General features: G+C 77.5%; 4 protein-coding genes. 3 read left to right on the top strand and 1 reads right to left on the bottom strand.

Features of this window, described 5'->3' with window-relative positions; all coding sequences use genetic code 11:
- The first annotated feature begins 383 nt into the window (after positions 1–383).
- Both IE98_RS0137865 and IE98_RS0137860 read left to right on the top strand, forming a co-directional pair.
- Entirely contained in the window at positions 384–2,093 is a 1,710-nt protein-coding gene (locus tag IE98_RS0137865; protein ID WP_234443842.1) for an ATP-binding cassette domain-containing protein, read from the top strand.
- Positions 2,094–2,553: 460 nt separating this feature from the next.
- Entirely contained in the window at positions 2,554–4,458 is a 1,905-nt protein-coding gene (locus tag IE98_RS0137860; protein WP_052391495.1) for an ABC transporter ATP-binding protein, read from the top strand.
- On the opposite strand, the gene IE98_RS0137855 is transcribed toward IE98_RS0137860, so the two are convergent.
- A complete protein-coding gene (locus IE98_RS0137855) occupies positions 4,427–5,116 on the bottom strand; it encodes an SDR family oxidoreductase (protein ID WP_030276775.1) in 690 nt (229 codons plus the stop codon). The genes IE98_RS0137860 and IE98_RS0137855 overlap by 32 nt on opposite strands.
- Positions 5,117–5,870: 754 nt before the next feature.
- Here IE98_RS0137855 and IE98_RS0137850 point away from each other — a divergent pair.
- Entirely contained in the window at positions 5,871–6,209 is a 339-nt protein-coding gene (locus tag IE98_RS0137850) for an RNA polymerase-binding protein RbpA (protein ID WP_078661627.1), read from the top strand.
- Positions 6,210–6,439: the final 230 nt, after the last annotated feature.

Genomic DNA, 6,439 nt, shown 5'->3' with positions numbered 1-6,439 from the left:
CCCCGCCTGCACCCGCGCCCACAGTCCGTCTGCGCCCGCTCGCGGCCTGCTCGCAGACCCTCCGTAAAGCCCACTCCTACGCCGGCCGGCCAACTGCCCCGGGAGGGCCCATGTCCACCGACTCCGTCGACTCCGTGACGGCGAACGCCCCGGCGCACGACCGGTCCGACACCACCCCTGCGCCCGTGCCTGCCCCTGCGCCCGCCTCCGTGCCTGCCCCTGCGCCCGCCTCCGTGCCTGCGCCCGTGCCTGCCCCTGCGCCCGCCTCCGTGCCTGCGCCCGCGTCTGCCTCCGCGCCCGCTTCTGCCCCTGCCCCTGCCCCTGCCCCTGCCTCCGTGCCTGCGCCCGTGCCTGCGCCCGTGCCTGCCCCTGCGCCCGCCTTCGTGCCTGCGCCCGCGTCTGCCCGCCGGCCGCGGCACACGGCCGGGGCCGCGGCCGCTCTGCTGCGGGTGCTCGCCCACGGCCGCCGCTGGGCGGCCGTCCTGGCTCTGTCCGTGGCGGCGAGCACCACCGCGACGCTGCTGCTGCCCGCCGTCCTCGGCCGCGCCGTCGACCGGGCCCTCGGCGGCGGCACCGCCGCCGCCCTCCCGCCCGCGGCCGTCCTGCTGGTACTCACGGCCGCAGAGACCCTCGCCCAGTACGCCGGCCCGCGGGCCTCGGCCGACGCCACCGCCCGGCTCCGCGAGGAGACGGTCCGCCACACCCTGGCGGGCGACGCCATGCCCGTCCACCGGCCGCCGGTCGGCGAACTGACGGCCCGCCTCACCGGCAGCGCACCGCAGGCCGCCCTCGCCGCCCCCGCCCTGGTGTACTCGGCCGCCCAACTGCTGATGGCCGCAGCAGCCGTCGCCGCCCTCGCCGTCCTCGCACCACCGGCGGCGCTCGCCTTCGCCGTCACCGCCCCGCTCGGCTACCTGGCGGTCCGGCGCCAGCTCCGCCGGACGGCCCGCCTCGGCGAGGGCTACCAGCGGGCGCAGGCCGCCGTCGCCACCCGGCTGCTGGACGCCGTCTCCGGCAGCCGCAGCATCGCCGCGTCCGCCACCCTGCCGCAGGAGATCGAACGTGTCCTGCAGCCCGTCCCCGAACTCTCCCGCCAGGGCACCGCGATGTGGGACAGCCAGCGCAGCATCGCCTTCGCCGCCGCCCTGCTGGCACCGGCCACCCAGCTCGCCGTGCTGGCCGCCTCCGGCGCCGCGGTCGCCTCCGGCTCCCTCGGCGTCGGCGGGATGCTCACGGCGCTCGGCTACGCCGGAATCGGCCTCGGCGGGTTCGGCGCCGCGCAGAGCCTGCTCGACGTCGCCCGGGCCGGATCGGGCGCCGTCCTGCTCGCCGACACGCTTGCAGCACCGGTGCCCCGGCGCGGGCACCGGCCGCTCCCCGAAGGCTCCGGCCGACTGGAACTGAAGCAGGTGACCGTCCGGGCCGGCCAGGCGACACTGCTGGACCGGGTCGACCTGGACCTGCCCGCCGGCTCGTGGACCGCCGTGGTCGGGGCCCACGACAAGGAGACCTCCGCGCTCGCCGCCGTCGCCGCCGCCCTGCTGACCCCCGACCGCGGCACGGCGCTCCTCGACGGCGTCCCGCCGGGCACCGTCCGCCCCGAGGACCTGCGCACCGCCGTCGCCTGCGCCTTCGCGGACCCCGTCCTGCACGGACCGACCGTCGAGGAGGCGATCGTGCTCGGCGCTCCGCCCACCGCCCGGCACCGCAGCCGCGACGCCGCCGTCGCCGCCCGGGCCGACACGTTCGTGCGACGCCTCCCCGAGGGCTACCGCACGCCGACCACCGCGGCCCCCCTCTCCGGAGGGGAACGCCAACGCCTCGGCCTGGCCCGGGCATTCGCCCGGGAAAGCCGCCTCCTGATACTGGACGACGCGACCTCCAGCCTCGACTCGGCGACCGAGGCCGCCGTCCTGAAAGCCCTCCGGGCACAGCACGGACGCACCCGGCTGACGGTGACCCGCCGCCCCGCCGCAGCCGCCCTCGCCGACACCGTCGCCTGGCTGGAACACGGCCGGATCCGCGCCCTCGCACCCCACCGGGAACTGTGGTCCCACCCCGACTACCGCGCCGTCTTCACCGGCACGGACTGACCCACCACCGCTGCGCACCGACCACCGCACACCACCGCACACCACCGCACACCGCTGCGCACCGCTGCGCACCGACCACCGCGCACCGCTGCGCACCGACCACCGCGCACCGCTGCGCATCCACCGACCCGCCCGGAAGGACACCGCCGCTGCCGCCGACCCCGCTGCGCACCGACCACCCGGCCCCGCCCGCGACCCCGACCACCCGGCCCCGGCCCCGCACCCGACCCCGACCACGCCACCGCCCGCGGACCGGCCCGCGGACCGCGCCGCCGCACACCCGCTGCGCACCGCACCGGACACCCGCCGGCATGCCCCGGTCCGGATCGCCGCCCGGCCTCCGTGGGCCTCCGGATCGGCCCCGCCCGTCTCCGGGCGGGCCCGGCCTCCGTCGTGGGCCTCCCTGTCCGGTGACCCCCAGGCCGTCCCCGCCCGCGAACCGCCCGGAAGGACACCGCCGATGCCCCCGCGCACCGACCACCCGGCCCCGCCCCCGTACCCGGCCCCGCAGGCGACCCTGCACCCGGCCGCGTCACCGGCCGCGGACGGGCCCGGGGGCCGCGCCGCGATGCGCCTGCTGCGCACCGCACTGGGTACCGACCGGCGCGCCCTGATGCGGCTCCTCGGCTGGACCCTCGGATCGGCACTGCCCGCCCTCGCCGCGGGCAAGACCCTGGCCCTCGCCGTCGACCGCGGCTTCCTCGGCCACCGACCGCTCCAGGCGGCCGGCTGGCTCGCCCTGTTCGCGCTGGCCGCCGCCGTCGGCGCCTGGTCGACCCGGCAGACCTACCCGTGGCTGGCCCGCCTCGTCGAACCGATGCGCGACCGACTGCTGCGCGAGGTGGTCACCGGGCTGCTCCACCGCGCCGTGGCGGCCCGCGGCCGGCCCGACGGGTCCGCCGCGGTGGCCGTCGCCCAACTCACCCGCCAAGTCGAGGCCGTGCGCGACACCGCGGCCGGACAACTCCTCCTGGTCTCGCAGTTCGCCCTGACCGTCGCCGCGGTGGTGACCGGGACGGCCGTCCTCGCCCCGGCCGCGGCCGCCCTGGTCGCCGTGCCCCTGCTGTCCGCCCTCCTGCTGTTCGCCGCACTGGCCCCGGTCACCGCACGGCGGCAGCGGGAGGCGTTCGCGACCGAGGAGGACCTGGCACGGCGGTTCGTCGACACCGTCCAGGGCCTGCGCGACCTGGTCGCCTGCGGCGCCGACCGCACGGCCGAGGAGGAGGTGCTCGCCGCGGTCGACGCGAACGCGGCCGCAGCCCGGGCACTCGCCCGCACGGCCGCCGTGCGCCGGCTGATCGTCGCCGCCGGCGCGCACCTGCCGCTGCTCCTGGTGGTCCTGGCCGCACCGGCACTGGTCCGGCGCGGGCTCACCGCCGGCGCCGTCCTGGGCGTGCTCGCCTACCTCACCGGCACGCTCGAACCGGCGCTGCGGCTCCTCGTACAGGGCGTCGGCGCCTCCTGGCTGCGGATGGCGGTCGCGGCCGAACGCCTCGCCACCACGTCAGCCCGGCCGGGCAACGACCCCCGCACCACCGCCCCGACACCCCCCGCCGCCCCGACACCCCCGACCACGACAGCCGCGGCGGCCGCGGCGGCCCTCCCGACGACACCGGGAGACGGCTCGGTGCGGCTCACGGCAGTCGCCCACGCCTACGGCCCGACCGCCGAACCGGTCTTCACCGACCTCGACCTGGCCCTCGCAGACGGCGAACACCTCGCGGTGGTCGGCCCGTCGGGGATCGGGAAGTCCACGCTCGCCGACCTCCTCACCGGCATCGTGCGGCCCGACCGCGGACTGGTCCTGCTCGGCGGCATCCCGCTCACCCGGATCCCCGGGCCGGACCTGGCCCGCGCCCGCGTGCTGCTGCCCCAGGACCCGTACGTCTTCGGCGGCCCGCTCGGCGACAACCTGCGCTGGCTGGCCCCCGAGGCATCCGACGAGGAGGCGGCCCGCTCCCTCGCCGCCGTCGGCGCCACCGCACTGGCCGAACGCCCGGGCGGGCTCGACGCCCGGATCGACCCCGGTGCACTGTCCGCGGGCGAGCGCCAACTGATCGCCCTCGCCCGCGCCCACCTCTCCACCGCCCGCCTGGTCGTCCTGGACGAGGCCACCCGCCACCTCGACGCCGCCGCGGAGCTCCGCGCCGAACACGCCTTCCGGGCCCGCCCCGGCACCGTGGTGACCATCACCCACCGGCCCGGCCCCGCCCGCCGCGCCGACCGGGTGCTCTTCCTGGACGGCACACGACCCGCGATCGGCACCCACCGCACGCTGCTCGCCACCGTGCCCGGCTACCGCACGCTGATGGGGGAGGAGGACGGCCCGGAGCTCAACAACCGGGCCGGAGCATCACATCGCTGACCATGCCGTCCCGCGGCAGGTCCAGCGCACCCACCACCGTCGCGGCCACCGACCTCGGAGCCAGACACGCCGACGGGTCGTAGGGCAGCCCCAGGCGCTCGTGCAACCGGACCTGCATCGGCGTGTCGACCTCACCCGGATAGACGGCCGTGACCCGCACCCCCCGCGGGTACTCCTCGGCCCGCAACGACTCGGCCAGCGCCTTCAACGCGAACTTCGAGGCCGCATAGGCACCGAGACCCGGCGGAGCGTGCAGCCCCGCACCGGAGTTGAGGAACACCACGTGCCCGCGCGCGGCCCGCAACGCCGGCAGCATCAGCCGCGTGAGCTCGGCGGGCGCCAACAGGTTGACCGCCATCGTCCCGTACCAGGGACCGGCACCCAGCTCCGCCACCGTCCCGGCCTCGATCACCCCGGCGACGTGCAGCAGCGAGTCCAGCCGCCCCGGGACCCCCTGCCCCACGAGGACCGCGGCCAACGCCGCCGGCTCGGCGAGATCGGCGACCAGCGTACGACTGCCGGGGAACGCCTCCCGCAACTGCTCCGCCCGCGCCGCGTCCCTGGCCAACAGCCACAACTCCTCACCCCGCTGCGCCAGCAGGGCGGCCACGGCCGCTCCGATACCCGAACCCGAACCGGTGATGAGATGAACACCCATGCCGCGCGTCGTACCCGCCCGACCAGGCCGGGAACGCCCGATTCCCGCCCTCCTGCAGCACGGCGACCACCCCCGCCGCGGACGGCCCCGACGGCCGGCCGCCGGAGCACACCGTCACCGCAATTCCCGTCCGGCACACCGGCCACGGCCACCACCCGACACACCGAGCGCCCGTACGGCACCGGCGCCCCGGTTCGACCGGGGTTCGAACGACGCAACCCGGACCCGACGGCCGGATTCCGACGGCCCGACCCCCGGGAACCCGACCGGCCACCGGCAGGCAGGACCGATCCGGACAGTCCCCGACCGCCGCCGGTCGACCCCCACCCCGAAGCCCCCCACCCCGAAGCCCCCGCACCCCGAAGCCCCCGCACCCACCCACCGGTCAGGCGCGGCCCCGCCGAGCCTTCGAAGGGCTTCGGAGGGCTTCGCAGGACACGTCACGGCCTCCCACGACCGTTCCCCGCAGAGGAACCGGCCCCCCACCCCGAAGCCCCCGCACCACTCCCGTCGGGGACGCGGGACGCGCTGCTGCGCACCCTCGCCGGGCACCTGCCCGTGGAGAACGACGAGCAGGTGCACCGGGCCCCCAAGGAGGCTCCCGGGCCGGCGTGTGCGGCCGTTCCGGCCGCGGCCGGGGCCCGCGCGGCACAGCCCACTGCCGGGCGGCGTCCCACAGCCGACCGCGATGCCCGTACGCTGGGCGTCTCCACGCACACCCGAGGCGTGGACAACATGGCCGAGGAGAGCGATCGTGGCACAGGGACGTGGCGGCATCAGGGGTGCGCGGATCGGTTCGGGACCCATGGGGGAGTCCGAGCGCGGCGATCTCGCCCCCCGTACAACGGTGTCGTTCTGGTGCGGCAACGGCCACCACACCCAGATCAGCTTCGCGATCGAGGCGGCGATCCCGCAGGAGTGGGACTGCCGCAGCTGCGGCCTGCCCGCCGGCCCCGACCCCGACGACGTGCCCGTCGCCCCGGGCCACGCCCCCTACAAGACGCACCTGGGCTACGTCCGGCAGCGCCGCACCCAGGAAGACGGCGAGATCCTCCTCAACGAGGCCCTGGCCAAGCTGCGCGGGACCATCTGAGCTCCCGACACGGCGCCGCGCCCGACCACCGCACGGCCCCCCGCCCCACCCGGGGACGGGGGAGCAGGACACGTCGCGGTAGTGCCGACCACCACCCCCGGGGACGGGGGAGCAGGACACGTCGCGGTAGTACCGACCACCACCCCCGGGGACGGGGGAGCAGGACACGTCGCGGTAGCGCCGACCACCATCTCACCAAGGCCCACGCCGACCGCCGCCGCAGCCGCTGA

The sequence above is a fragment of the Streptomyces sp. NRRL B-24484 genome, from assembly GCF_000717715.1.
GTDB lineage: Bacteria > Actinomycetota > Actinomycetes > Streptomycetales > Streptomycetaceae > Kitasatospora.
Note: the sequence above shows the minus strand (reverse complement) of the source record. Positions and strands in the feature narration are given on the sequence as shown.